27 protein-coding genes, 4 tRNA genes and 1 riboswitch are annotated in these 24,297 nt (G+C 68.1%); of the genes, 13 read left to right on the top strand and 18 right to left on the bottom strand.

Going from position 1 to position 24,297, the window contains the following annotated elements:
* Position 1 precedes the first annotated feature (1 nt).
* The gene (locus Pka01_RS35590) at positions 2-1,666 is read right to left on the bottom strand and encodes a serine/threonine-protein kinase (protein ID WP_203887381.1); all 1,665 of its coding nucleotides are present in this window, start codon (positions 1,664-1,666) and stop codon (positions 2-4) included.
* A 370-nt stretch (positions 1,667-2,036) separates the two neighbouring features.
* Here Pka01_RS35590 and Pka01_RS35585 point away from each other — a divergent pair, with 370 nt between their 5' ends.
* Positions 2,037-2,318 carry a hypothetical protein gene (locus tag Pka01_RS35585; protein ID WP_203887380.1) on the top strand — a complete coding sequence of 94 codons (282 nt, stop codon included), beginning with the start codon at positions 2,037-2,039 and terminating at the stop codon, positions 2,316-2,318.
* On the opposite strand, the gene Pka01_RS35580 is transcribed toward Pka01_RS35585, so the two are convergent.
* The 7 genes from Pka01_RS35580 to Pka01_RS35555 form a co-directional block, all read right to left on the bottom strand.
* Entirely contained in the window at positions 2,282-3,187 is a 906-nt protein-coding gene (locus Pka01_RS35580; protein ID WP_203887379.1) for a slipin family protein, read from the bottom strand. The genes Pka01_RS35585 and Pka01_RS35580 overlap by 37 nt on opposite strands.
* A 226-nt stretch (positions 3,188-3,413) precedes the next feature.
* Positions 3,414-3,770: an SRPBCC family protein gene (locus tag Pka01_RS35575; protein WP_203887378.1), complete on the bottom strand. Its 357-nt coding sequence runs from the start codon at positions 3,768-3,770 to the stop codon at positions 3,414-3,416.
* A gap of 36 nt (positions 3,771-3,806) precedes the next feature.
* Positions 3,807-3,932 (bottom strand): hypothetical protein, encoded by a 126-nt coding sequence (locus Pka01_RS41405; RefSeq protein ID WP_275414530.1) that lies wholly within the window; start codon positions 3,930-3,932, stop codon positions 3,807-3,809.
* A 142-nt stretch (positions 3,933-4,074) separates the two neighbouring features.
* Entirely contained in the window at positions 4,075-4,398 is a 324-nt protein-coding gene (locus Pka01_RS35570; RefSeq protein ID WP_203887377.1) for a DMT family transporter, read from the bottom strand.
* Between the two features lie 19 nt (positions 4,399-4,417).
* Positions 4,418-4,484, bottom strand: a riboswitch (guanidine-III (ykkC-III) riboswitch).
* Positions 4,485-4,588: 104 nt separating this feature from the next.
* Complete coding sequence (locus Pka01_RS35565) at positions 4,589-4,954, bottom strand: Mth938-like domain-containing protein (protein ID WP_203887376.1); 366 nt, start codon at positions 4,952-4,954, stop codon at positions 4,589-4,591.
* A 107-nt stretch (positions 4,955-5,061) separates the two neighbouring features.
* Positions 5,062-5,934 carry a phosphotransferase gene (locus tag Pka01_RS35560; protein WP_203887375.1) on the bottom strand — a complete coding sequence of 291 codons (873 nt, stop codon included), beginning with the start codon at positions 5,932-5,934 and terminating at the stop codon, positions 5,062-5,064.
* 87 nt (positions 5,935-6,021) lie between these two features.
* The gene (locus tag Pka01_RS35555; protein ID WP_203887374.1) at positions 6,022-6,270 is read right to left on the bottom strand and encodes a hypothetical protein; all 249 of its coding nucleotides are present in this window, start codon (positions 6,268-6,270) and stop codon (positions 6,022-6,024) included.
* A gap of 147 nt (positions 6,271-6,417) precedes the next feature.
* On the opposite strand from Pka01_RS35555, the gene Pka01_RS41400 reads away from it, so the two are divergent.
* On the top strand, positions 6,418-6,729 hold the full coding sequence (locus tag Pka01_RS41400) for a tyrosine-type recombinase/integrase (RefSeq protein WP_203887406.1): 312 nt from the start codon (positions 6,418-6,420) through the stop codon (positions 6,727-6,729).
* Positions 6,730-6,805: 76 nt separating this feature from the next.
* On the opposite strand, the gene Pka01_RS35545 is transcribed toward Pka01_RS41400, so the two are convergent.
* Both Pka01_RS35545 and Pka01_RS35540 read right to left on the bottom strand, forming a co-directional pair.
* Positions 6,806-6,877: transfer RNA gene (locus Pka01_RS35545), tRNA-Lys, on the bottom strand.
* Between the two features lie 100 nt (positions 6,878-6,977).
* Entirely contained in the window at positions 6,978-8,135 is a 1,158-nt protein-coding gene (locus tag Pka01_RS35540; RefSeq protein WP_203887373.1) for an acyl-CoA dehydrogenase family protein, read from the bottom strand.
* An 86-nt stretch (positions 8,136-8,221) separates the two neighbouring features.
* On the opposite strand from Pka01_RS35540, the gene Pka01_RS41005 reads away from it, so the two are divergent.
* Entirely contained in the window at positions 8,222-8,857 is a 636-nt protein-coding gene (locus Pka01_RS41005; protein WP_239115907.1) for a PspC domain-containing protein, read from the top strand.
* 2 nt (positions 8,858-8,859) lie between these two features.
* Here the strand turns inward: Pka01_RS41005 and Pka01_RS35530 are convergent, their stop codons facing one another.
* From Pka01_RS35530 to Pka01_RS35515, 4 genes are all read right to left on the bottom strand, one after another.
* Complete coding sequence (locus tag Pka01_RS35530; RefSeq protein ID WP_203887372.1) at positions 8,860-10,188, bottom strand: MFS transporter; 1,329 nt, start codon at positions 10,186-10,188, stop codon at positions 8,860-8,862.
* Positions 10,189-10,343: 155 nt separating this feature from the next.
* Entirely contained in the window at positions 10,344-10,685 is a 342-nt protein-coding gene (locus Pka01_RS35525) for a metallopeptidase family protein (RefSeq protein WP_203887371.1), read from the bottom strand.
* A 12-nt stretch (positions 10,686-10,697) separates the two neighbouring features.
* Entirely contained in the window at positions 10,698-11,528 is an 831-nt protein-coding gene (locus Pka01_RS35520; protein ID WP_203887370.1) for an ABC transporter permease, read from the bottom strand.
* Positions 11,525-12,466, bottom strand: a complete 942-nt coding sequence (locus tag Pka01_RS35515; RefSeq protein WP_239115904.1) for an ATP-binding cassette domain-containing protein — start codon at positions 12,464-12,466, stop codon at positions 11,525-11,527. Before Pka01_RS35515 ends, Pka01_RS35520 begins: the two co-directional genes overlap by 4 nt.
* Before the next feature lie 70 nt (positions 12,467-12,536).
* Here Pka01_RS35515 and Pka01_RS35510 point away from each other — a divergent pair, with 70 nt between their 5' ends.
* The 6 genes from Pka01_RS35510 (at position 12,537) to Pka01_RS35485 (ending at position 16,420) form a co-directional block, all read left to right on the top strand.
* Positions 12,537-13,226: a TetR/AcrR family transcriptional regulator C-terminal domain-containing protein gene (locus tag Pka01_RS35510; RefSeq protein ID WP_203887368.1), complete on the top strand. Its 690-nt coding sequence runs from the start codon at positions 12,537-12,539 to the stop codon at positions 13,224-13,226.
* Positions 13,183-14,814 (top strand): metallophosphoesterase family protein, encoded by a 1,632-nt coding sequence (locus Pka01_RS35505; RefSeq protein WP_203887367.1) that lies wholly within the window; start codon positions 13,183-13,185, stop codon positions 14,812-14,814. Before Pka01_RS35510 ends, Pka01_RS35505 begins: the two co-directional genes overlap by 44 nt.
* A tRNA-Glu gene (locus Pka01_RS35500) sits at positions 14,815-14,887 on the top strand.
* Positions 14,888-14,992: 105 nt separating this feature from the next.
* Positions 14,993-15,067 (top strand) — tRNA-Asp (locus Pka01_RS35495).
* 20 nt (positions 15,068-15,087) lie between these two features.
* Positions 15,088-15,161 (top strand) — tRNA-Phe (locus Pka01_RS35490).
* A 227-nt stretch (positions 15,162-15,388) separates the two neighbouring features.
* The gene (locus Pka01_RS35485) at positions 15,389-16,420 is read left to right on the top strand and encodes a hypothetical protein (protein ID WP_203887366.1); all 1,032 of its coding nucleotides are present in this window, start codon (positions 15,389-15,391) and stop codon (positions 16,418-16,420) included.
* Positions 16,421-16,478: 58 nt separating this feature from the next.
* Here Pka01_RS35485 and Pka01_RS35480 read toward each other — a convergent pair whose 3' ends face one another.
* The 3 genes from Pka01_RS35480 to Pka01_RS35470 all read right to left on the bottom strand — a co-directional run bounded on the left by Pka01_RS35480 (position 16,479) and on the right by Pka01_RS35470 (position 18,679).
* Positions 16,479-16,661 (bottom strand): tyrosine-type recombinase/integrase, encoded by a 183-nt coding sequence (locus Pka01_RS35480; RefSeq protein ID WP_239115902.1) that lies wholly within the window; start codon positions 16,659-16,661, stop codon positions 16,479-16,481.
* 120 nt (positions 16,662-16,781) lie between these two features.
* Positions 16,782-17,462, bottom strand: a complete 681-nt coding sequence (locus Pka01_RS35475; protein WP_203887365.1) for a VC0807 family protein — start codon at positions 17,460-17,462, stop codon at positions 16,782-16,784.
* Positions 17,459-18,679, bottom strand: a complete 1,221-nt coding sequence (locus tag Pka01_RS35470; protein ID WP_203887364.1) for an alpha/beta hydrolase family protein — start codon at positions 18,677-18,679, stop codon at positions 17,459-17,461. Before Pka01_RS35470 ends, Pka01_RS35475 begins: the two co-directional genes overlap by 4 nt.
* A gap of 92 nt (positions 18,680-18,771) precedes the next feature.
* Here Pka01_RS35470 and Pka01_RS35465 point away from each other — a divergent pair, with 92 nt between their 5' ends.
* Positions 18,772-19,350 (top strand): TetR/AcrR family transcriptional regulator, encoded by a 579-nt coding sequence (locus tag Pka01_RS35465; RefSeq protein WP_203887363.1) that lies wholly within the window; start codon positions 18,772-18,774, stop codon positions 19,348-19,350.
* A gap of 165 nt (positions 19,351-19,515) precedes the next feature.
* Here the strand turns inward: Pka01_RS35465 and Pka01_RS35460 are convergent, their stop codons facing one another.
* On the bottom strand, positions 19,516-20,553 hold the full coding sequence (locus Pka01_RS35460; protein WP_203887362.1) for a quinone oxidoreductase family protein: 1,038 nt from the start codon (positions 20,551-20,553) through the stop codon (positions 19,516-19,518).
* Between the two features lie 46 nt (positions 20,554-20,599).
* Between Pka01_RS35460 and Pka01_RS35455 the strand changes: the two genes are divergently transcribed.
* The 3 genes from Pka01_RS35455 to Pka01_RS35445 all read left to right on the top strand — a co-directional run bounded on the left by Pka01_RS35455 (position 20,600) and on the right by Pka01_RS35445 (position 24,142).
* Complete coding sequence (locus tag Pka01_RS35455) at positions 20,600-21,265, top strand: TetR family transcriptional regulator (protein WP_203887361.1); 666 nt, start codon at positions 20,600-20,602, stop codon at positions 21,263-21,265.
* A gap of 360 nt (positions 21,266-21,625) precedes the next feature.
* On the top strand, positions 21,626-22,924 hold the full coding sequence (locus Pka01_RS35450) for an acetyl-CoA hydrolase/transferase family protein (protein ID WP_203887360.1): 1,299 nt from the start codon (positions 21,626-21,628) through the stop codon (positions 22,922-22,924).
* Positions 22,925-22,951: 27 nt separating this feature from the next.
* Complete coding sequence (locus Pka01_RS35445) at positions 22,952-24,142, top strand: acyl-CoA dehydrogenase family protein (RefSeq protein ID WP_203887359.1); 1,191 nt, start codon at positions 22,952-22,954, stop codon at positions 24,140-24,142.
* Positions 24,143-24,297: the final 155 nt, after the last annotated feature.

Raw genomic sequence — 24,297 nt, 5'->3', positions numbered from 1 at the left:
GTCAGGAACGGTGCAGGCTCCCGCGATACGTCAGGGAGCCCGCGCCCTCTTGGCCCTCGTATTCGAGCGTGCCGGAATCCTTCAGGGTCAGGGACACGTCTCCGCCCACGCACAGACCCTTTTGCGCGACTGCCATCTCGAGTTCGGTGTCGCTCCTGACCTGGGTGAGCGCGGCCGGCTGCTCGCAGCCCTCTCGTGTGACCGTCCCGTTTGAACGCCCCTCGGGCAGAGTGATCCTGATGTCGACGGTCTTCTTGCGGTCGTCCTGAGATTCGACCTGTCCCGTCCAGGTGCCCGCGAACGCCGTGGTGATTCCCTCAGCCGAAGGCGCGGACCGCCCCGAGGAGGGGACACCCGACGTGCCCGTGGATGTGTCCGTGTCCGTGTAGGTGTCCGTGCCCGTGGATGTGCCCGTCTCCGTGGGCGAGGTGGGCGAGGTGGGGGAGGTCGCCGAGTCCGGCTCGGAGACGGATGCCGGGTCGTCGCCAGTCACGGGCCCCGCCTCCACGCGTGGGCGGTCCCCCGTGGTCGAGTCGGCGATCAGCCCTTTCGCGTAGAGCACGCCGGCCACCGCGAGAGCGGCGACCACGACGCCGGCCACCGGCACGACCAACCGCCTCGTCCTCCGGCCGGGACGTTCGCCGTACGGCGTGGTCGAGGGCGCGGTGTCGCCGACGCCGAGATCACGGCGTGTAGGCGCGGGCAGGTCGGCGGGGAGCTGTTTCGTCGCGGCGGGGCCGGACGCGATCGGGCTCTCGGCGGTCGGGTCCTGAACGGCGGTGGCGGGCACGGCCGAACTGGGCTGGGACCAGCCGGAGGGGACGTACGCGGTGGGCACCGGACCGACGTCGGGGACCGAGACCGTGGCGGCTCCGGGGTCGACCAGCCTGACCATGAGCGAGCGGGCGGACGGGCGTGCCCGCGGATCCTTCGCGAGGCAGGCGGCCAGTACGCCGCGCAGGCCCTCGGGCAGGCCGGTGAGGTCGGGTTCCTCCGTGAGGATGCGGTTGAAGACCGCCGCCACGGTGTCCGCGCCGAACGGCGAATGGCCGGTCGCGGCGTAGACCATGGTCGAGGCCCAGGAGAACACGTCGGCGGCGGGCGACCCGTGCACCCCCTTGAGCTGCTCGGGGGTCATGTAGGGAGGCGTGCCCGACAACGACGTGGGCGCCGTCTCCGCGTCGAGCGGGCGGGCGATGCCGAAGTCGACGACGCGCGGCCCGTCGGGGCCGATCAGCACGTTGGCCGGCTTGAAGTCCCGATGCACGACTCCGGCGCCGTGGATCGCCGCAAGAGCGGAAGCCGTCCCGACGGCCAGCCGGTCGAGGTCGCCCTCCCGCAGCGGCCCGAGTTCGCGGACCCGCTCGTGCAGCGAGGGGCCCGCGACGTACTCGCTCACCACGAAGGGGTCGGGACGGTCGAGATCGGCGGCCAGCACCCGGGCGGTGCAGAAGGGCGCCACCCGGCGGGCCGACTCCAGCTCCCTGGCGAGCCGCCGGCGGGTGTCGGGATCCGCGCCGCCCTTGAGGACCTTGACCGCCACTCGTTCACCGGACGCGGACCGTCCCTCGTAGACGATCCCCTGCCCTCCCTCGCCCAGGCGGGCCACGATCTGGAACGCTCCCAGAGTTTGTGGATCTCCCGGCAACAGCGGGCCTGCGGCCATGAACTCCTCCATACGCGTGGTGCGGGGCCTCGGGGTGGGGCAACGCGGACTCCGGTCTCGGCCGACGGGTCGGCGCCCAGGGGAAAGATCCTCAGGTCGTGGGCGGCGGGGGACGTCGAGGTGACGTCACCGGCGGTGCTTCGCGGCGGGTGTGCCGCGTGCTCGCACCGATCATCCACATGTCCACGACGGCACGCACTCTGCGCTCACGCCACGACTCTAGACGTTCGGCATCGAAATACGGAGATATCGGGATCATCGGAATGGTGAACGTCTGAACGATTGTGATTCGGCGCCGAGGCCTCGGACGGCCAGGCCATGATGAAGGTGTCAGGGATCATTCCGGAGGGCGTGAACCGTGATACCAACCATGATCCTTTTCGGTCTGGTCTTCGGGCGCTGGTGGCGATCGGCACTGCTCGCCGCCGGCGTCGTCTGGCCGGCCGTGCTCCTGGCGGGCGACGTGACGAGACCCGGCTGGGCCCTGTTGGGCGCGGCCGGACTGGCGGTGGTCAACGCCCTCGTCGGCGTGGTGGTCCATCAGGCGGCCCTCCGGATCGTCCGGAGCATGCGTCGTCCTCCCGCGGGACGGCGCCCCGGCGGAACCGGGACGGACTACCCGGTGGATCGTCCGCCGATGGCAGGCGGCTGATCGGCTTCGCGGGGACCCGGAATGTGCGTCGCCTGTGAAATCGACATGCCGTGGTCCGCGGTGGACGCCGGTTCCGACGGCGTGGCCGCGGCGTCGTCCGGCTGCTCGACCTCGGAGGGTGTCAGCCTTTCCAGGAACCTGAGCAGCTCCACGGGGAAGGGCAGCACGAGCGTCGAGTTCTTCTCGGCGGCGACCTCGACCACGGTTTGGAGCAGGCGCAGTTGCAGCGCCGCCGGGTGCTCTGCCATCGTCTCCGCGGCCTGACTCAACCTCGCTGAGGCCTGCAGTTCGCCGTCGGCGGTGATGATGCGGGCCCGCCGCTCCCGTTCGGCCTCGGCCTGGCGCGACATCGACCGTTTCATCGACTCCGGCAACGCCACATCCTTGATCTCGACGCGGTCGATGTGCACGCCCCAGCCCGCCGCCGGACTGTCGATCATCAGTTCCAGGCCCTGGTTGAGTTGCTCCCGGTTGGACAGCAGGTCGTCGAGGTCGCTCTTGCCGATGATCGAGCGCAGCGAGGTCTGCGCCACCTGGCCGATGGCGGACATGTAGTCCTGCACGTCGACGGTCACGCGTACTGGATCGATGACTCTGAAATAGACGACGGCGTCCACGCGGACCGTCACGTTGTCGCGGGTGATGCCGTCCTGGGCGGGCACCGGCATCGTGATGATCTGCATGTTGACCTTGTGCAGGCGGTCGGCGACCGGCACGAGCATCGTGAGCCCCGGTCCGCGGATCGCGGATGTCACGCGCCCGAACCGGAAGACGACTCCCCGTTCGAACTGTTCGACGATGCGGATGCACGCCGCCAGCCATGCCATGCCGGCGCCGACGACCGCGAGCATCGCGTAAATGGCGGTCATCTCGTCCCCCTGTGTCCGCCCGCGGTCTCGTCGACCCGTGTCCCGACGATCCACAGGCCCGCTGTCGGCCGGTTCCCGCTGAGACCACCGCTACGGACCCGGCCGGCTCACCGAGAGGCTTTCTCCCGGTCCTATTGACAAGCTATGACGCGGCCGAGTGACCAATGCAGTCAGGTCGCCGATCGGCGGAGGAGGCGGACGGCCTGCCCACCTGGAGAGGCCGGCCCTACTGTCCGTACGAGAAGCGGAGTTGCGCGTTGATGAGGAAGTTGAGCCGGTGACGCAGGTGCCCGACGACGTTCTGTGCCGGAGCCTCTTCCGGTGTCAGCAGCGTCCAACGCAGCCGGGTTCCGTTGTTCCCGGGCCGGATGTCGAAGCGGATCTCGTCATGCGGCCTCGAGGGCCACAATGACGACCAGACGACGAGTTCCGGCTTCACCGCCCGGAGGATGTGCGGCTCGACCTCGTCGGCGCGGAGATCAAGCCACTGCCGTCCACCGGCCCGCCGCGGGTCGGTCAGGCTCTCCCAGACGATCGCGGGAGGTGGCGGTTGGCTGCGCTCCCGCGACCCGAGCTCGATCACGTCGACAGCCTAGGTCCTCGGCCAGCTTGGTTCGTTTCAGACGCCGGCCGTACGCACGTGGTGCCGGCCGATCGGGAGGACCAGCGGGGTGCGGGAGACCTCGTCGACGACGACCCGGCAGTCCATGGCGAAGATCTCCTGGACGGCGTCCTCGGTGATCACCTCGGCGGGTGGTCCCTCCGCGGCGATCCGGCCGTCTTTCGTCGCGATCAGATGGTCGCCGTAGCGGGCCGCCTGGTCCGGCCGCGCTTCGGGCCCGCAGACGGCGGATTCCTGATCGGGTGGTGGCCTTTGGCCCGCGGGGCTAGTGGCCGCCGCCCGCCAGGTTGAGACCGACGACGCCGGCGAGGATGAGAAGGATCGAAGCGATCTTGATGAGAGAGGTGTCCTCTCCCAGGAAGATCATGCCGAGGGCGGCGGTGCCGACGGCGCCGATGCCCGTCCAGACGGCGTAAGCCGTACCGACGTCGAGCGTCTTCAAAGAGAATGTGAGCAGGCCGAAGCTGAGCAGGGCGAATACGACGAACCCCGCGCTCGCCAGCGGTACGGAGAACCCGTTGCTGAGCTTGAGCGTGTAGGCCATCGCGATCTCGAACAGACCGGCGGCGACAAGCATGAACCAGGCCATGACGGCTCCCTCCCTACGGGGAGCGTCGTCTTTGCGGACCGGGTACGGCGCGTCTCGTCCGGACGGGTCCCGGCACGGGACCTGTAATGCCAAGAACGGCCGTAGTCGCATGAGGATTCCCTCAAGCCGATTCTCATGAGAAGCGCGTCGAGCGGCACGAGGGCCGGACCGCCGGGCGAAGCCAGCCGGGTCAGCACGTGGAGTGGAACAGGCCCCCCACCAGGGTCGTCTCAGCCAATGCGTTGTAGCGCTCGACCGCGGCCCTCGTCTCCTCTACGAAGACCTCGACGCCCTTCTGCTTCAGCAGGTCCAGGGTTTCCGGGCACGTCTGAAGGACCAGGTCCATCCCTCGGGAGAGGACGACCACCTCGCTGCCGTTGTCGAGCAGCTCATGAACGTCGGCGGGCTGGATGCCCGGCGTGTGACGGGTGCCCGTCTCGTTCCAGTCCCAGGCTCGACCACCACCTGGGTACAGCTTGAAGTCCTTTCCTTCACCCACCCCGTCGACGACCATGCGGCCCCAGGAGATGTGAGTGATCAGCGGAGATCGCTTCATAACCATGAGGCTAGCGCCGCGAGCGCACTCGGGTCGTGGCCGTTGACGCGATAGGCGCTCGACTCGTTGGGCACGGCCGGGACACTTGAGCAGCGAGGAGGGCGGTTTTAGTCGTCAGGCAGACCTACTCCGGCGCCAGTCATCGAGGGCTGCCATGGCGCGGGTCGTTTCTCGAGGGAATCGCCGTGCCTTCGCGAGCATCCAGAGCGTGCCCTGCAATCTTCGGGCACGTAGTAGCGGCTGAAGGCGCGGATCGTCCGGATCGGCACCGTACTCCCGTGCGGCATGTCGTCCTTGGAAGTTTCCTGAGCGGAGCAGGCAGGCCAGGTCCCATCCCGTTGGTCCGGAGCAGGTCTCCTCGAAGTCGTTCCACAGCAGTCCATCGGGGGCGGCGAGGAGGTTCCCGGCGTGCGCGTCCCATGAACGGCTTGCGTGGGACCGGCCCAGCGATTCAATTCGGCGCCCAGCAGGTCGAGTTCCTCGCGTAACTCGACGAGTGTCCCCTTGTCCGAACGAGCCGGTGAGTCCAATTGGTCGAATAGACAGGCGGTCTCCTCCAGCGCCGGCCCGAGATACGGCAACTCTCCTGGATAGTCGCGAAGAACCGCGTGGAGATCCGCCAAAGCCCGACCCACGTCCGCGGGCTTCACCTGCTCGACTCGGTCGTGCTCTACGAAGGTCCAGAAGGTGACCGCATAACCGTCCCGTTCGAAGGGTCCCGGAGGCAACAGGTCGCTTACCGGAACAACCGGCGCCCCGCGCTCGGCCAAGAAGGAAACGACGGCCACCTCGCGCGCCAGCGCGTCGGCGGGACGAGGTCGGCCGAGCGTGGTCACTGTGGGGATACGGGCCACGATCGGCGCCGGGCGAAGGCGCACGCGTATGTTGAACGAGTCCTTCAGAATCACCGGATCGGTGACGCACACGCCATAGTCGGCAGCGATTGAGACAGCGGCGGAGACGGGCGCATCGGGGCTCACGGAGACATTCTGACTTGGTAGGCCGGGCTGAAATGGCGGTGAGCGCCCTTCCGACCGGTCATCGAGTGGTGTGTGGATGCATGGCTGTCACTGATGACGGCGGCCGATGTCGCCCTCATGGGGTGGTTTCCCGGGCGATGCGGTGTCGCGGTCCGGGTCGGAACTGATCGCCTTCTTTCGTTCTTCGGTCAGCTCGGCCCGGCACTCGGCGAGCTCCTTCTCCATGTACTTCCGTCTGAACCGCTCGGTGTGCGCCCACCCGATCGCGGCAACGAGCATGAGGGCGGTGAAGATCAGGATGGATCCGAGGACTTCGACCATCAGCTCGTCGGTCATTGGGCTTCCCTGCCTGCTCGTTGATGAGGTTGAGCACCTTGGCTGCGTGTCGACCGCAAATCGCGATCGTGTTCTCATCGGGGGTTCTGACAGCGGTGACCCAGGTCGACGACTGATGCGGCGAGCGTGGCCGGCGACGGGATCGTCATGCTGTTCCTTCCTGATCTCTGTATACGCGTGAATCAGTCGCGGTGTAACCAACTGCCGCGGCCGGCCGACCTTGACGACTCGCCAGCCGATGTCGATCGGTCCTCGGCAGATCGACACACACGCGCCCGCGTGCGTGACGCCTGGCACACGGCCACGACGCTTCTCCTGGAGCAGGGCGTTGACATGAGAGTCGTTCAAGTGATCTTGGGTCACTCCCAGCTCACCACAACGAAGCGCTACACCCACGTCACGGAGAATCTGGCCGGTGACGCGGCGGCGAGGATGGGCCGCGCACTGTGGGACAACTGAACAATTGCCACCAGAAATGCAACCGGGCAGGCTTCCAAATGATCATTATTTGGGAGTCTGCCCAGTTCATTAGGGGTGGGGCGCCAGGGACTCGAACCCTGAACCTACGGATTAAAAGTCCGCAGCTCTGCCATTGAGCTAGCACCCCTCGCTAGATGCAGGGTACAGAGAGTACCGCGACTTCTGCGACGCGCTTTACCGGGCGATCACGATAGCCCGTCACCGCCGAACACGACACCGCGTGGCGGTCACCGATACGCGGGCAGGCCGGTCAGGGCTTCGCCGAGCACCAGTGTGTGGATCTCCTGAGTGCCTTCGTAGGTGAGCACCGACTCCAAGTTGTTCATGTGTCTGATGACCGGATACTCCAGCGTCACACCGTTCGCGCCGAGCACCGAACGGGCCTGGCGGGCGATGTCCAGGGCCGCCCGGACGTTGGCGAGCTTGCCGAAGCTGACCTGCTGCGGCCTCAGTTTTCCCGCCTCTTTCAGCCGCCCCAGGTGGAGGGCGGTGAGCCCGGCCTGGCCCAGCGACACGGCCATCCAGGCCAGTTTCTCCTGGGTGAGCTGGAACGCCCCGATCGGCTTGCCGAACTGCACCCGGGTCGTCGCGTAGTCCACCGCGGCCTCGAGGCAGGCCCGCGCCGCGCCGACGACGCCCCAGACGATCCCGAAGCGAGCCTCGGAGAGGCAGGAAAGCGGCCCCTTCAGGCCGGTAACACCCGGCAGGGCGGCCGACGCGGGCAGGCGCACGTCGTCGAAGTAGAGCGAGGCGGTGACCGACGCCCGCAGCGACAGCTTGCGGTGGATCTCCTGGGCGGAGAAGCCCGGGGTCGAGGTCGGGACGACGAAGCCCCGGATGCCCGAATCGGTCTGCGCCCACACCACGGCCACGTCGGCGATCGAGCCGTTGGTGATCCACATCTTGGAGCCGTTGAGGATCCAGTCGCCCGACGGATCCTGCTTGGCGTGGGTGCGCATCCCGGCCGGGTCGGAGCCGTGATCGGGTTCGGTCAGGCCGAAGCATCCGATGGCCTCACCGGCCGCCATCTTCGGAAGCCACTCCTCCTTCTGCTCAGGCGAGCCGTACTTCCAGATGGGGAACATGGCGAGGGAGCCCTGCACGGAGACGAACGACCGCAGTCCCGAGTCGCCGGCCTCCAGTTCGCGGCAGGCCACGCCGTACGAGATGGAGTCGAGCCCGGCGCAGCCGTAGCCCTCCAGGTGCATCCCCAGCATGCCGAGCCCTCCCAGGGTGGGAGCGAGCTCACGTGCGGGGAAGACGCCGTCCTCGAACCAGCCGCCGACATGCGGAAGGACCTGGTCGGAGACGAATTCTTTTGCGGCGTCCCTGACCATTCGCTGCTCGGGCGCCAATTGGTCGTCGAGATTCAGGAGGTCGTCCATGAACGCCAGAGTATCCGGGCATCGTCGGGGTTGGGCCAGGGGGAATCCCGATGTGCGGAAGCCTCTGCAAAGGGCAATCTGATGGCATGAACGAGATGAACACCAACGGTTCGGTCAAACAACTCCGCCGCACAAGGAATGGAAAGGTCATCGCGGGGGTGTGCTCCGGAGTCGGCGAGTACATCGGCGTCGACCCGAACATCCTCCGCGTGGTCCTCGCCGTCGCCAGCTTCTTCGGCGGCCTCGGAGTCGGCGTCTACGCGGTGGCGTGGATCCTGGTTCCCGAAGAGGGCAGGGAGGGGTCCATCGCCCAGGACCTCATCAACAAGAACAAGGACACGCGCGTCTGGCAGGACGCCAAGGTCAAGTGGGACCAGGGCTGGTCGCAGGCCGGTTGGAACCGCCCCGCGCCGCAGCAGCCGCAGTCGCCGTACCAGCCGACCACGGGTTACGAGCAGCACCCGTACGGCCGGCCCGACGCCCCCACGTCCGCCCCGGCCCCCGCTCCCGCGTCGGCTCCGGCTCCCACGGCGGCTCCGGCTCCCGCGTCGGCTCCGGCTCCCACGGCGGCTCCGGCTCAGCCCCCCGCTCCCGCTCCGGCTCCGGCCGCTGACGCGGCGCCCGCCGCTGCCCGGCCCGCCACCGCGACGGAGGCCGAGCCCGCGGCCCCGGCATCGGAGGACCCGCCCGCCCCCAAGCCTGAGGACCCGGCGCAGGCCTGATCTCAGGTGGCGGCGCGAACCTTGGCGATGATCTCCGTACGAGTTTCGGTCCAGAGCATGCTGAGCATGGCCGCGACGGCGAAGCCGCACCCGCCGGCCAGTGCGACCACCGGCTCTGGACCGAACTGCTGAGCGAGCACTCCTCCGGCGAGGATGCCGATCCCCTGGGCGGCCAGCAGCCCGGACTGGACGAGCCCGAAGGCCTGCCCGCGCTCCGCGGGCGGTACGCACTGAACGAACGCCGCGTTCGCGGCGAGTTGGTAGGCCCCGCCGATCCCGGACAGCGCCCACAGGGCCAGCACGGCTTCCAGGGGCGGCCGCATCAGGCACACGACGAGCGGGGCACAGGTGAGCATGGCCATCCACCCCATCGCCCGCAGGCGGCCGGACGGGGTGACGAACCGGCCGAAAAGAAACGCCCCGACCACGGTCCCCATCGGCATCGCCGCCATCAGAAGCCCCGTGATCACCGGAACCGGGAGTCTGCCGTCGTCCAGCGACGCGGCGTACGGCACGGCGATCCCCTCTGGCAGCACGTAGAACCCGCACAACCAGGCGAACATGACCAGCGTGCGCAACCTGCGGTCGCCGAAGACCAGACGCGCTCCCGACATCGTCATGTTCCACATCGACAACTTCCCGCCCTCCTCACGCCGTGACGAGGGGCGGCGCCGTACGCCGGCGACGATCACCAGCGCGGAGCCGAGGAAGGTGGCCGAGTCCAGCGCGAGCGCGCGGTACGGCCCGAGGACGGCGATGAGCGCCCCGCCGGCCGCGAAGCCGAGCATCTGCACCGCCTGGTTGGTCACGTTCTGGATGGCCGAGCCGACGACGTAGCGGTCGCCCTCCAGGACCTCGGGCAGCAGCGCCGCCCGGGCGGCGGAGAACGGGGCGCTGAGCAGCACCACGCAGAACACGAGCACGCACAGAACGGCGAACGGCATGCCCGGCACGGCCATGGTCGCGAGCATCCCGGCACGGAGCAGGTCGCACATGAGCATGACCCGCCTGCGCGGATAGCGGTCGGCCAACCCGGCGAGCAGCGGCCCGCCGATGATGGGCGGCAGGTAGGTCAGGGCGTAGACGGCGGCCGTGGCGAGCGCCGACTGGGTGCGGCTGTAGACCAGGACGGCCAGGGCCACCTGCGCGAGCTGATCTCCGAGCAACGACAGCCCCTGGCCGAACCACAGGGCGCGGAACTCCCTGATGGCGACGACCTCGCCGTAGGTGATGCGAGTCTCGGGCGGGCGGCGGTGCCTTCCGGAAAGTCTGCCGGGCTTGGTGGCCGCCAATGTCACTCCGCTGAGCTCCGGGGATGCCGCACGTGCCATACCGGGCCCTCGCCGTACGGCACGTGTGCCGTGCTTGCCGGGCCGTCGCCGCCCTGTACGGCACGGGCACCACTCGCGTGGGCCCGCACCTGACAGACCGTGGTCAACATGTTACCTACGGTGCCCGGGTGTTTCGACCCTTTGCGACCTCCCGATTACCAACCGAGTTGGTGGAGCCTCTCATCGTCGATGCCGAAATGATGGGCGATCTCGTGAACCACGGTTATCTGCACCTCTTCGACCACGTCTTCTTCGGTCTCGCAGATCTCCAGGGTCGGGTTGCGGTAGATCTCGATCCGGTCCGGCAGAACGCCGGAATACCACTCGCCGCGTTCCGTCAGGGGGATGCCGGTGTAGAGCCCGAGGAGCCCGGGCTCGGGTGGGTCGTCCACGACGACGACCACGACGTTGTCCATGACCTTGGCCAGATCGGGCGGAACCGTGTCCAGCGCCTCGGCCACGAGCTCCTCGAACCTGCTGAGCGGGACGTCGATCACCTCACCATCGTGTCATCGGGACGTCGCCGTGCGGTATCGCCGCACGGCGAGTGGCACGAAGACCGTAAGGATCAGCACGGACCAGCAGATCGTCGCCGTCACCGGATGCCGCAGCGGCCACGACGCGGCGGCGGAGCCCGGATTGCCGAACATCAGGCGAGCGGCCGAGACGACCGCGCTCATCGGGTTCCAGTCCGCGATCGGACGCAGCCAGGAGGGCAGCCCCTCCAGGGGTACGAAGGCGTTGGCCAGGAACGTCAGGGGGAACAGCCAGCCGAACGTCGCCGCGTCGGCCTGCGCTCCGTTCTTCACGAAGAGCCCGATGTAGGTGCCGATCCAGATCATCGCGTACGCGAAGAGGGCGAGCAGGCCGAACCCGGCGAGGGTCTCCAGCGGCGACCCGTGGGGACGCCATCCCGCGATCAGCACGCCGCACAGCGCCATCATGGCGACGGACAGCAGGTGAATCGACAGGTCGGCGACGCTTCGCCCGGCCAGTACGGCGCTGCGGGCGATCGGCTGCGCCCGGAAGCGGTCGATGAGCCCGAGGGCCATGTCCTCGCTCACCGAGGTGGCCGCCGAGACCGCGGTCAACGCGGCGACCTGCATGAAGATGCCCGGCATCAGGTAACTGCGGTAGTCGCCCCCGCCGGGAAGCGTGATCGCGCTGCCGAAGACGTAGCCGAACAAGACGGTCATGATGATCGGGAAGACCAGGAAGCCGGCGAGCTCGCCCGGCTGGGCGCGCAGGCGGGAGTAGGTCCTGCCCGCGATGGTGAGGCTGTCGATCACGGCCCAGCCGAGCCTGCCGGCCCTCGTGGCGGGGGGTTCGAGCATGGTCATGCCGCGGTCACCTCGCTCGCCTCGGTCAGCTGGAGGAACACCTCGTCGAGCGTCGGGCGGCGCAGGCCGAGGTCGTCGACGCCGATCCCCGCCGCGTCGAGGGCCGCGGCCACCTTGATGAGGGAGGCGGCGCCGTCCTCGACGGGCACGGTGAGCCGCCGCTCGGCCCGGTCGACCTCCGGCTCGCCGGGGAGGACGCCGCGGACCACCTCGATGCCGGTGGACAGGTCGCCGGCCGCGCGGAAGGAGATGCTCACCCGCCCGTCGCCGACCTTGCTCTTGAGCGCGGACGGGGAGCCGGACGCGGCCACCCTGCCGGAGTCGACCACGACGATCTGGTCGGCCAGGTGGTCGGCCTCGTCGAGGTACTGCGTGGTGAGCAGCACGGTGGTGCCGTCCGAGACGAGCTCCCGGAGCAGGTCCCACAGGGCGAGGCGGCTTCGCGGGTCGAGTCCCGTCGTCGGTTCGTCGAGGAAGAGCACCGGAGGGGCGACGATCAGGCTCGCGGCCAGGTCGAGCCTGCGGCGCATGCCACCGGAGTAGGTCTTCACGGGCCTGCTCGCCGCCTCCGCCAGGCCGAACCGCTCGAGCAGTTCGTCCGCCCGGCGTCGCGCCGTACGGCGGGGCAGGTGGTAGAGGCGGCCGAACAGGACGAGGTTGCGGCGCCCGGTGAGCAGTTCGTCGACGGCGGCGTGCTGACCGGCGAGCCCGATGCGATGGCGGAGGCGGTCGGCGTCCGCTACCACGTCGCAGCCGGCCACGCGGGCCGTGCCGCCGTCGGGCCGCAGCAGTGTGGTGAGGACGCGGACGACGGTCGTCTTGCCCGCGCCGTTCGGTCCCAGCAGCCCGCAGACGGTCCCCTGTGGCACGTCGAGGTCGACCCCTTTCAAGGCGTCGACCTCGCCATACCGTTTGCGCAGTCCTTCCGCGTGAATCACGGAGAGCCTCCTTAACGCCGTTAAATCTAACAACGTTAAGGATGCATTGAACGTTGTTAAGCTGTCAACCGTGGCACTCGAACGGGACAAGATCGTCGTGACGGCGCTCCGGCTGCTCGATGAGGTGGGGCTGGAGAAGCTGACGCTGCGGAGGCTCGCGGCCGAGCTGGGCGTGCAGGCTCCGGCGCTCTACTGGCACTTCAGGAACAAGCAGGAGTTGCTGGACGAGATGACGGAGGTCATCACCGTCCGCGAGGGCCCGCGGCTCGGGCCGCTGCCCGAGGGGGAGTCCTGGGAGACGTGGCTGGCGGAGTGGGTGCGCGAGCAACGCCGGGTGCTGAACTCCCATCGCGACTCCGCGCGGCTGACGGCGGGAACACACCCAGGTCAGGGGATGTTGTCCACGGTCGAGATGATCCTGGGATCGCTCATCCGGGTGGGTTTCGCCGTCGAGGACGCGATGTGGGGCGTGACGGCCCTGTCGAGCTTCCTCGGCGGCTTCGTGCTTGAGGAGCAGGCCGACAGGGAACGGGGAAGCGGTGATTGGTCGCAGTTCGAGGAGGCTCTGGAGAGCCTCGCCCCGTATCCCCACCTCCGTGAAGCGATGATCCGGATCGGCGGTCCTCAGAGCCAGGACGCGTTCGAGCACGGCATGGCCCTGATCATCGAGGGCATGCGTGCGCGTCTGGCGGCGAGTTCGGATAGGCAGGAAGGACATGGAGATCTCGAAGTGGAGGGAGACCGCCCAGCGGCTGGGTAAGGGCCGCACGGCGCGGATCCTGGCGATCATCCTGGCCGCGGTGGCCGGGGGATGGCTGGGCCTGGCCGTCGGCGCGTCCGTGGACACGCCGGTGGGCCCCGCCGACATCGGGATGTCCCTGCGTCCCTCCTGGAGCGGCGAGACCGTCGTCGACGTCCGTCCGCTCGGCACGCTGAGCTTCGACACCCACAACAGTCCGGTACGGCTGAGCCTGACCATCGACGCGGTCCACCCGGAGGCGGCCCAGGAGATCCTGAACAACCCGCGATGGGCCGACCGGCTGCCGACGATCATCGGGCAGGACGTGACCGACGGGCTCCGCCGCCTGGTCATCCGCGGGTTGCTCTTCGCCGCCGCCGCCGGATTCCTCACCGGCCTGGTGGTCTTCCGGCGCATTTCCCGGGCCGCCTGGACCGGGGCGGGCTCGCTCGTCATGGTCGTCGTCATGGGCGGGGTCGCCGCCCTGACGTTCAACCCCAGGTCCATCTCCGAGCCCCGCTACACGGGCCTTCTGACGGGCGTTCCGTCCCTCGTGGGCAGCGCCCAGTCGATCGTGACCCGGTTCTCGGAGTACCGCGGCCAGCTCGCGAAGCTGGTGACCAATGTCTCCCAGCTCTACGAGGCCGGCTCGACTCTGCCGATCTACGACCCGGACCCCAGCACGATCCGGGTCCTGCACGTCTCGGACCTGCACATCAATCCGATCGCCTGGAACGTCATCGAATCGCTGAAGGACCAGTTCAAGGTCAATTTGGTCATCGACACCGGCGACATCAGCGACCACGGAACGAGCGCCGAGGACAAGTTCGTCGAGGAGATCGGCCGCCTGGGCGTGCCGTACGTCTATGTGCGCGGCAACCACGACGCGATGAGCACGCAGCGGGCGGTCGCCAAACAGAAGAACGCGATCGTGCTGGACGGCAACGCGGCGACCGTCGGCGGGCTGCGCATCTTCGGCATCGGCGATCCCCGGTTCACGCCGGACAAGTCGGTGCAGCAGTCTGACGACACCAGTCAGGCGCTCATCGATCTCGGCCGCGCGCAGGCCGCGAAGATCGCACCCCCGGAGACGCCGAGATCGGCGTCGACCTCGAGCCCGGACAGGATCCCCGCCGACATCGTGGCGGTCCATGACCCGACGGTGGGGAGAGGGGTGTCCGGCCAGGTCGCCCTGGTGCTGGCCGGCCACGTGCACCAGCGGTCCACTGAGATGCTGCCGACGGGCACGCGGCTGATGATCCAGGGCTCGACCGGCGGCGCGGGCCTGCGCGGCCTGGAAGGGGACGAGCCGACCCCGTTGATGGCCTCGGTGCTCTATTTCAACAAGAGCACGCACCGGCTCCAGGCCTGGGATGACATCACCATCGGCGGCTTCGGAGAGCAGCGGGTCCAGGTCGAGCGTCATATCGAGCCGGACCCTGGTCGTAGAATTCTTCCCGAGTCTTCTTCCGAGTCGACGACGCCCCCGCAGCCATCGGGGACGATCACCGGCTCTCCGTCGCCTATCGCTTTGGCATCGGGGGCATACGTCCCCTATGCTTCAGAGGTCTCCGACGGAAGGCGTCGCGGAAACAGGGCAACGCCCTGAGCCCCCATCGTCTAGCGGCCTAGGACACCGCCCTTTCAAGGCGGCGGCACGGGTTCGAATCCCGTTGGGGGCACGCGCGCTCACCGAGCGAGGCAGTGAAACGGAAGGTCGATGACCTTCCTGGAGCTGCTAAGCTAGGCGAGCCGAACAAGACGGAAGAGATCTTCCGGACAATAGAGGTCCTGTAGAGCAGTTTGGAGTGCTCGCCACCCTGTCAAGGTGGAGGTCGCGGGTTCAAGTCCCGTCAGGACCGCGTACGGCGGCAGCCGCCGAGGTCAGGTAGCTCAGTTGGTACGAGCGTCCGCCTGAAAAGCGGAAGGTCGGCAGTTCGACCCTGCCCCTGACCACACTCTCTGAGCAGCAAGAACGCCCCGAGCCGATCATGGCCCGGGGCTTTTTGATCTCTTGTGACAGCAACGCTGACAGCAACGTCTACCGGGTTGGGGCGTGCGTGAGTGCAGGCTTTGGGCGTGTCTGGCGAATCTTCGTCCGGCTATGCGGCGTCCAGGTGCGCGGACGCCGCGAACAAGATCCACAGGACATGCCCTGGTTTTCACTCCACTACGATGCCCGGATGATCTGGCGAACGAAGAGGGATCTTCCTGGCATCTGCCGCGAGTTGGTCTCGGCTTCGGAGAAGCAGGAGTGGGCGGCAGTCGCTCGGCTGTCCGGGCTTGCGGTCAATCGGGCCAGGGCGGCGGACGGCATTGAGTGCAGTGCGGCCGTCGAGGTGCTCGGGGAGGCGCTGGGGAGGGTTCGACTCGCCTCGGGGCGTGATCTCGCCATGCTCGCTGGGCAGTTGATCGAGGTCGGGGCCTCGCCGGGAGATGCGCTCGGGGCGCTCTCTGTGCGGATCGCGGAGGGTCTCGAGCTCGCCACTCGCTTTCCGGCTTTGTGGGGAGAGGCCGAGCTGCCTGATCCCAACGAAGAGGATCAGGCCGGTCAGGTCATGGAGCGGCTCGTCGACGATCAGCCGGTCGTCGAGGCGTGGTTCACCGTCGGGGAGTGGGTGCAGGGGCTGCTCCTGCCGATGCAACGCAAGGATGTGCGGCTCGCGTTGCCGTTCCGGGAACGGCTCGGAGCCGCCTTGGCGGCCACGCCGGAGCAGATCGACCGTGCTTATTGGCTGCACGGGCTGCTCCAGGTCGTTGATGATGAGCCGCTGCTCGTGCTCGATCGTCTAGGGGAACGCGGGTACGAGGTGACGATCAGCGGGATCGGCGACAACTTCCAGCTACACACCCTGCTCGCCGCAGCGCTCATCGGTGACCCGGCCGCAGGGCTCATCCCGGGCGAGCGGCCAGCCCCCACGTGGATCGCCGCGGCGACCACTGGCGAGATGCAGCCAGCCGGCGGGATCTCGGGCCAGTTCAACCTGGTAGACGCGACGGGCGAGTGGATCTGGAACGAGGGTCGTCCCGCCGACATCCCGTTCGCCGAGGGCCGGCGCGTGGTCGTCCTCGATCCGCCGCCCTACCCGCGCAGTTGGAACGCTGGGCGAGCGTACCCGCTGATGGAGCCCGCCCTTACCGTCGACCGCATCCTTTCCCCGGACGAGGCCGCCCACCATCTGGCCCGCGTCGCCCCTGACCAGAGGGCGCGCTAGGCCTGTGACAAGACCCCAGAGCATGATTGCTCCAGGGTCTTCTTGGCGTCGGCATGTTTCAGCCCAGGGCGTCGCCTAGCTTGCGGAGGGCGCGGCGCTTGTCGTCGAGGGAGGCGTGGGCGTAGATGGTCATCGTCACTTCGATGTCGCTATGACCGACGATGTCGCGGACGACTTGGGGAGGGACGCCTAGGTTGAGCAGCAGGGTCACGCAGGTGTGGCGGAGATCGTGAAACCGCATGTCGCGAGGCCGGCGGCTTGCGGATCGCTCCCCAACTTCGCCAGCACATCTGCCCCGCCGTTTGCCTCGACGGTGGCGCGCGTCCGCCGTGTCCTCCCAGGCCCCGTCATCATTCGCGGCTCAGTCGTCGGACAGTGCCCTGGCGGGAACCGCGTTCCGGGAGCCGGCCTCCGAACTGGAGGCCTTCTTCGCCGCCTCTTCGCCGCGCTTGCCGTACCAGGCGCTCCATGCTCCGAGCAGGCCGATGGTCGCCACCAGGAGGATCGACGACAGCCCGGCCATGACATCGGTCGGCAGCCAGTGGACCAGGGGGAGGCGGACGGCCGACTCGACCAGAAGCGCGATTCCCCAGACGAGGGTCATCACCAGGTAGGTCCGGCGGAACATCGGCTCCGCCGCGTACAGGACGTCCCAGCGCCGCGCGGTGTCCGCGTCTTCGGCGCCGAAGCGCTTCGCCACGGCGAAGGCCGCGGGACGGCCTGCGACGCAGGAACACAGGAAGATCAGGCCCGCGACCGCGGTGGTGACGGACTTGATGGCCAGGAGGAACTTCGCGTCCCCCGTCAGCAAGGAGAGGATCATTCCCACGCCGAAGACGACGCCCATGAAGGCGGCGAATCCATCGAAGCGACGCTGCCGGACGGCGACGTAGGCGACCCGCAGGAATCCGACGCTCGCCGCCGTCAGCATGGCGGCGTACTCGCTCACGCTCAGCGCGCGGCACACATAGTAGGTGCCGATCACCGGCACCACGTCCCACAGCACGACCGAAACGATCTGGTTGTTACCTGAACGGCTCATTTCTCACTCCTGAAGGTCTCGTCGAGCCAGTCACTGATGCGGGCCATGGCCAGTCGCTGGGCGCCTGATTGGCAATGGGCGTCGGCACCCTCCTCGGCGGTGAACTCGAGGAAGGTTCTCGGGCAGGTCAGGTGATCGTGGAGCGCCTCGGGCTGGCCTTGGAAGGCGAAGTCGCCGGGGGCCGAGCAGACCAGGGTGGGGCACCTGATCCGCTCGGCGATGCCGTCACGAAGGTGATAGTCGAGTATCTTGGCCGCGTACCCGCGCGGTGACTGGGCGCCGGTGACCCACATGCCGTGGGTGAAGGCCCACCGCATGACGGGGTCGTTCGCCATGAGGCCTTGAATGATCTCGTCGACCTCGGGCGCGGACTCGGCGCCCAGTACGGCCCGCGCCTGATCGCGGTCCTCGCCGAAGTGGCCCGCGACGATCGCCCCCATGTCGTAGACGCCGTCGAAGGCGATGAGCGCGTTGATCCGCGGTTCGAAGGCGGCGGCGCGTGGCGCCAGCAGTCCTCCCATGCTGGCGCCCAGCAGCGCGACCCGCTCAGGATCGACCTCGGGCAGCGCGAGCAGGTAGTCGAGCACCGGGCCGACCACCTTCTCCCAGTCCGGCCGGAACACCAGCCCTTCGCGGTGCATCGGCCCAGGCTGCCCGGGGCCGTCGAAGGTGAGGACGTGGTAGCCGCGTTCGGCGAACGCCGCCGCGCCGAAGAAGTGCATTTCCTCTGCGCTGCCGTCGAAGCCGTTGTGCATCACGATGGTGGGCCGGGGTGTACGGCTGTCGCCCGCCCGGTAGAGGTAGCCGGTGAGAGCGGTGTGCGCGTACGGGATCAGCACCGGTTCGATCCTGATGTCCGACAGCCGGGCCGCCGCGCGAAACGACTCCACGCCGAGCGCGTAGGACTGGTCGACGCGCGGGTCGGACGGGTCGCCGTGCAGGAAGAACTCGGCAGAGCGGTAGTAGGTGGACGCCCGCAGCAACCCGTCACGCGCGCTGACCTCGTGGCCGGCCGCCAGGCTCCGCCGAGCTTCGCCGGCGACGCGGTCGGCCGTCGCCCGCCACTCCTTGTGCCAGCTGTCGTAGTCACTCTCGGTGATCCGCTGTGCGGTGGTGATCACTTCACCGAAGTCCGCGCCGCCGTAGGCGATGTGGCCGAGCAAGCGCAGCGTCTCGTACCAGAACATGACGTCCTTCTCAAAGATCAGCGCATCCACGCCCGCCTCCTTAATGCGAAATTATTCGCTTCAAGGGGAACTTAGCGCGGTGACACGCTTAAAGCAAGACTATTCGCGTTAAGATGTCGGCCATGGCAGCACAGGAACCCGTACGCCGGCCCGGGGGGCGTAACGCCCGCGTCCGCACGGCCGTATGCGAGGCCGTCCTCGACCTGCTCCACGAGGCGGACTGGGACGATCTGAGCATCGCGCAGGTGGCGGAGCGATCCGGAGTCCACCAGGCCACGATCTACCGGCGCTGGGGCACGTTGGGCGCGTTGGTCGACGACGTGGTGACCGAGCAGCTCACGCGCTCGTCCCCGGTTCCCGACACCGGGACGCTCCGTGGGGACCTGGAGGCCTACGCGGTCCAGGTGGCCGAGGACGTGGCCGGTCCCCTCGGTCCCGTCTTCCTCCGTGCCGCCCTGGTGGGTACGCGCCCGGAGGGAGAGCCTTCCAAGCAGGTCTATCTTCTGGAGCGAGGCACGCAGCTCCAGAAGATGCTCGACCGCGCCAGGGATCGCGGGGAGAACCCCCCCACGTTGCTGGAGCTGCTGGAGGTCATCCTCGCACCGCTGTACTTCCACGCGATGTTCTTCGAACGGCCGACCAACGCGCACCACGCCCGGACACTGGTGGACAGGCTGCTCGCCCTCAGCGAGAAGAAATGAAACGCCGTCGTTCTAGCCCGTGGCAGAGTTCACTGCCCCGGGAACGTCCCTGTACGAGCAGCGAGGCCGCGTGTCTGGGAAGACACGCGGCCTCGCTTGCTCAGGTGGGCGTTCGTGGCGGCCTTGAATGTCGCACGCGCCTGGGGACGTCACCAACGGTGTCGCCTACGCCGGTTCGCCGGGGGTTAGGACGATGCGCCCGTTGAGCGACCGGCTTGCCATCCGTTGGTGAGCGGTTACAGCCTCGCTGAACGAGAGCACGTCAACCTCGGTCTGGCCGAGTCCGGCGGCGACAGCCTGGACGGCTGCTTCGAGGGCGGGCCGCACGGTGTCCGGGTGTGTGGGCAGGTAGGCGCCGGCGTTGAAGCCCATGACCGCGACGCTTCCGAACCAGAGCCGATTGGTCTCGACCGAGTGACCCCAGTCCCCGCTGGCATTGCCGGCGGCGATGAGCCGACCGCCGGGGCGCATCAGATCGAGGCTCTGGCTGCGCACCTCTCCGCCGACAGGGTCGATGACGACGTCGAAGCGTTCCTCGCCGAGCGCAGCTGGGAGCTCCGCCGAGTCGACGATCTTGTCGTACGGGAGCTTCGTGGTGGCGGCGGCTTGGAGCTTGCTCGCGCGAACCGTGCCGACGACCCGGCCGGCGCCCAGCTGCTTCGCCATCCCGGGGAACGCCGCGGAGAATCCGCCGAGCGCTCCGTGGATCAGCACGCTCTCGCCCTCGACCAGATGGGCGACGCGCGTCAGCGCGACGTGCGCCATCGCGGCATTTGGCACGACAGAGACCGCGAGAGCGGGGTCGATGTCGTGGCCCTCAAGGGACACCGCGTGAGGTGCTTGCGCGATGAAGACCGATGCGTAACCGCCGACGCCGCCGTTGGACATCGAAACAACCTTCTCGCCGATCTCGAACCCGCGCACTCCATCACCGAGCGCCCGCACCGTTCCGGCGACCTCGAGACCCGGGATGAACGGCGGCTGCGGCATCCCGGGCCGGTCCTTGAAGCGACCTTCGCGGAAGAAGAGGTCGATGAGGCCGACAGCGGCATGGGTGACGTCAATGGCGATTTCACCCGGCCTCGGCGCTGGATCGGGCAGCTCGATGACCTCAAGAACGGCCGGTTCTCCGAAGCGGGTGGCTTGCACAGCCTTCATGGCTTGCTCTCCTCGCGTTAGCGCACTACGTGATGCGTTATGCATGACAGTACCATGCATAGCGCATCATGCCGTGCGTTATTGTTGCGGGATGCGGGAGAGGGCGAGATCGGCCGAGGACAAGGCGCAGCGTTCGGAGGACCTGCTTGCTGCCGCAGAGGCGCTCGCGCTTGAGCTCGGCGGCGTTCGGTTCGTGACCGTCGCGGCGGTGACCGAGCGCGCCGGCCTCCACCGCACCGGCGTGCGGCGTTACTACGCGAGCAAGGAAGAGCTCCTGCTGGAGCTCGCCGAGCGCGGCTGGGGCCACTGGCGCGACACGATCGGCGCCCGAGTGGCCGGGCCGGTCCGCCTGCAGCCGGTGGACGTCGCTGACGTGCTCACGGAGACGATCGCGTCGCTACCGGTCTTCTGCGATCTCCTTGCACATGTCCCGATGGACTTGGAAGGCGACGTCGACATCGAGCGGGCCCGCCGCTATAAGACGAACGCGTTCGTGGCGCACGACGAGATCATCGACATGCTGAAGCGTGTGAGCACGATGTCGGCGAGCCAGTTGCAGTCGATGATCGCGGCCACGCTTCCGCTCGCCAGCGGGTTCTGGCAGGTCTCCCATCCGACGCCAACCCTGGCCAAGCTGTACGAGCAGGTTCCCTCCTGGGGGCACATCGCGCTCGACTTCGAACCCCGCCTCAAGCTCCTGCTCCGCGCGATGGCCGTGGGGCTCGCCGAAACGCTGCCCGTTTCCGACGCTGATTGAGCGGAAGACCCGGATCTCCTTCCGAACGGCCCTCGGCTTGCCACTGGATAGCCGCGCGGAGGTGACGGCAACAGTGACGGCAACGTCGGCCACCATAGGCACACGCTGGGCACCGTGGAGCACTGGAGTGCGGCTTCGCCTTCGCCCAGTAGGCGGTTCTGGAGAACGGAGCAAGCTCATACTGACGCTTGATGAGGGTTTGCCGTGACCCGCCATAGCCTGAAAAGAGGTAGATCTGCCCCGACCGCGATCGAGGTGGACCACTGAGGCGCCAGATAACCGGACTTGGACGTCCGGCATGGAGGATGACGCATCTTCGCGGTGGGCGATACCCGTGCGGTCTTTGCCAAAAGGGGGCGCATGATGGGGGAGCGCGGGCGGGCCGTGACGATGCGGCCGGGACGTCAGGAGGACGTGCTGGCGCTGGTGACACCAGGCGCCGACCTCATCGTGCCCTCGTATAGCGGTGAGCCGCAGACGGTGATCGACACTCTGGAAACGCACGCGAGCGATCTCGAAGGCGTACGGGTGCATCAGATGGATGCGCCGCGCCGGCGCCGCTACATCGACGGGGCCTATCCGGGCCGGCTGGAGCACGTCAGCTACTTCCTCGGACCGGGATCGCGTGACGGGTACGCGGCCGGCACGGTCGAGCTGGTCCCCGCGCACTTCAGCGAGGTGCCACTGCTGCTACGCCAGACGACCAAGCACGTGATCGTCCTAGCTGCGGCCAGCCCACCTGACCAGCACGGATACTTCAGCCTCGGCACAAACGCCGACTACGTCGCCTCGTTCATCGGTGAAGTCCCGTTCTTCCTCGAAGCGAACCCCCAGATGCCGCGCACCTACGGCGGCAACCAGGTGCACATCTCCCAGGTCGCCGGCTGGTGCACGGCGGACTACCCGCTGCCCGAGGTGAGATCGGCCGCCCCAGACGAACGAGACCGGCGGATCGCCGAGTTCATCGCCGAGCGGGTCCCCGACGGGGCCTGCCTGCAGATCGGAATCGGCAGCGTTCCCAACGCCCTGCTGCCCACGCTGCGCGACCATCGTCATCTCGGCGTCCACAGCGAACTGCTAGTCGACGGGATGGTGGATCTCGCGGAGGCGGGCGTGCTGACCGGTGGACACAAGCACCGGCGGGCTCGTAACAAGCACGTGGCCACACTCTGCCTGGGGACACGTCGCCTGTTCGACTGGATCGACGGCAACCTGTCCGTGGCGCTGCTGCCGGTCGAATGGGTCAACGACCCGCGCGTCATCGCCGGGGAGCCCAACATGATCTCGATCAGCGCCACCAGTGAGGTGGATCTGATGGGGCAGGCGGCGAGCGAGACGATCGCCGGGCGGTACTGGTCGGGGTCCGGCGGCCAGGCCGACTTCGCACGCGGCGCGCTGTATTCCGAAGGCGGCATGGGCTTCCTGGTGACGCACGCGAGCACCAGCAGCGGTGTCAGCCGGATCACCGCCACCCTCACTCCGGGCAGCGCGGTGACCAGCCTGAAGAACACCGTCGACCACGTCGTCACCGAGTACGGCGTGGCCTGCCTGCGAGGACGCAGCCTCTCCCAGCGCGCCGATGCGCTGATCCGGATCGCCCATCCCGACCACCGCGACCGTCTCCGCTGTGACGCCCGCTCCGCCGGGTTCCTGCACTGAGGAGCGACACACGGGAAGGAGGCCGATATGCCTGATCTGTCAGTGGATTACCTCGATCTCGACAGCCTGCTATCGGCGGAGGAGCTCAAGCTGCGAGACCACGTCCGCGAATTCGTACGCGCCCGGATCACGCCGAACATCGCGCGCTGGTATGAAGACGCGTACTTCCCGAAGGAGATCGCGCCCGACATGGGCGCGCTCGGCCTGCTCGGCATGCACCTGACCGGCTACGGCTGCCCCGGGCACAGCGCCGTCGAGTACGGCCTGGCCTGCATGGAGCTGGAAGCCGGCGACTCCGGCATGCGCACGTTCTCCAGCGTCCAGGGGTCGCTCACCATGACGGCGATCCACATGTTCGGCTCGGAGGAGCAGAAGCAGCGGTGGCTGCCCGGCATGGCCGCCGGTGACCTGATCGGCTGCTTCGGCCTCACCGAACCGACTGCGGGCAGCGACCCCGCCGAGATGCGCACCACGGCCGTACGGGACGGCGACGGCTGGGTGCTCAACGGCGGCAAACGGTGGATCGGGCTGGCCACGATCGCCGACGTCGCGGTCATCTGGGCCAAGACCGCCGACGGAATCAGCGGCTTCCTCGTTCCCACCGGCACCGCCGGGTTCACCGCAACGCCGATCCAGCCTAAGTTGGGCATGCGCGCCTCGATCCAGGCTGACATCACCCTGACCGGCGTACTCGTTGGCAACGAGGCCGTCCTGCCGGACGCCCACGGCCTTCGAGCCCCCTTCACCTGCCTCAACGAGGCGCGATACGGGATCATGTGGGGGGCGATGGGCGCGGCCCGCGACGCGTACGAGGCGGCGCTCAAGTACGCCTTGGAACGCCACCAGTTCGGCGCGCCGATCGCCGCGTACCAGCTCACCCAGCAGAAGCTCGTCGACATGGTGCTGGAGATCCAGAAAGGGACGCTGGTGGCGTTGCACACCGGCCGCTTGAAGGACGCCGGCATGCTGCGGCATGAGCAGGTCTCGTTCGGCAAGTTGAACAACGTCCGGCAGGCCATCGAGATCTGCAGGCAGGCCCGCACGATCTTCGGCGGCAACGGCATCACGCTCGACCACTCACCGCTGCGGCACGCGAACAATCTTGAGGCCGTACGGACGTACGAAGGCACCGACGAGATCCACGCCCTCATCATGGGCCAGGCGATCACCGGGCTGCCCGCGTTCGTCACCGCGCCCTGCCAGTCTGCAACCACATGAACACCGGCTGTTGTTGAGTTTGGAGCCTGCTGACGAAGGCCACTCCAAAGCTCTGCCGATCCCTGAGCAGAGCTGTTGCGCATCGGCCAGGTCGAACCGCCTCGTCACCCCTAACGGTGACCACGAGGTCTCCGGTGTTCGGTTTGTCTCGGTCG

The sequence above is a fragment of the Planotetraspora kaengkrachanensis genome, assembly GCF_016862895.1.
Lineage (GTDB): Bacteria > Actinomycetota > Actinomycetes > Streptosporangiales > Streptosporangiaceae > Planotetraspora > Planotetraspora kaengkrachanensis.
The sequence above is the reverse complement of the archived record's forward strand: the minus strand, read 5'-3'. Positions and strand labels throughout refer to the sequence as shown.